This is a genomic window from Chloracidobacterium sp. (assembly GCA_025057975.1).
Taxonomy (GTDB): Bacteria; Acidobacteriota; Blastocatellia; order Chloracidobacteriales; family Chloracidobacteriaceae; genus Chloracidobacterium.
The window spans coordinates 1-640 of record JANWUV010000047.1 but is presented as its reverse complement, the minus strand read 5'-3'; the positions used below and the strand labels follow the sequence as shown (position 1 = coordinate 640).

The window sequence follows — 640 nt, the reverse complement described above, 5'->3', positions numbered from 1 at the left end:
CCAGGTCCGAAAACAATTTCGCCTGTTGCAGTGGTATGTAGAGAAGCGCTTGCCATTGCAGGCGTTGTTGTTAGCTAGGGAATGGACAATCTCGGCGCTGTGCCTGCTAGCTGGGTATGACGACTACTTGGAACGGGCGCATCGTCAGGATGTCGAGGGGCAACTGGGGGCAATGATTGGGTATGGGGAACGTCCAGGTTTAGACCAGCCGATTGCTGCTTATGTGCCTGATGCGAAAAAGCTGGCGGATTTTTGGTCCCGTTTGACGGAGTACCGTAATGACCTGGCCCATGTGCAGATGCGCAAGAATTTCCTAAACAGTGGTACCCTGGAGAACTTTGCCCTGAACGACCTGCCGCCGACTTTACAGGCGCTTTTCCCTAGCTTTTGCCAATGACAAGATTTTGGAAGGGACAAGTTCTAAGGGTGGTTATGCTGAAGGTGTCTTTCGCTGTCGGGGTATGGAGGTAACCGATGTTTGCCGTTGCTCCTGTCACTGCTGGGTTGCAAACGCCAGAAGGCGCGCCGATTCCATTGCGGGGCGTGGATTTTGACGTGACGATTCGGGATATAGGCGCTCAGGTGATGGTTTCTCAGCATTTCCAGAATGTGGAATCCCAGCCTATCGAAGCGGTGTACT

General features: G+C 53.1%; 1 protein-coding gene. It reads left to right on the top strand.

Annotated features, from left to right (window positions below):
• Positions 1–397 (top strand): TIGR02221 family CRISPR-associated protein (locus NZ585_14985; GenBank protein MCS7081336.1); only part of this gene is annotated, 397 nt, incomplete at its 5' end.
• Positions 398–640 lie beyond the last annotated feature (243 nt).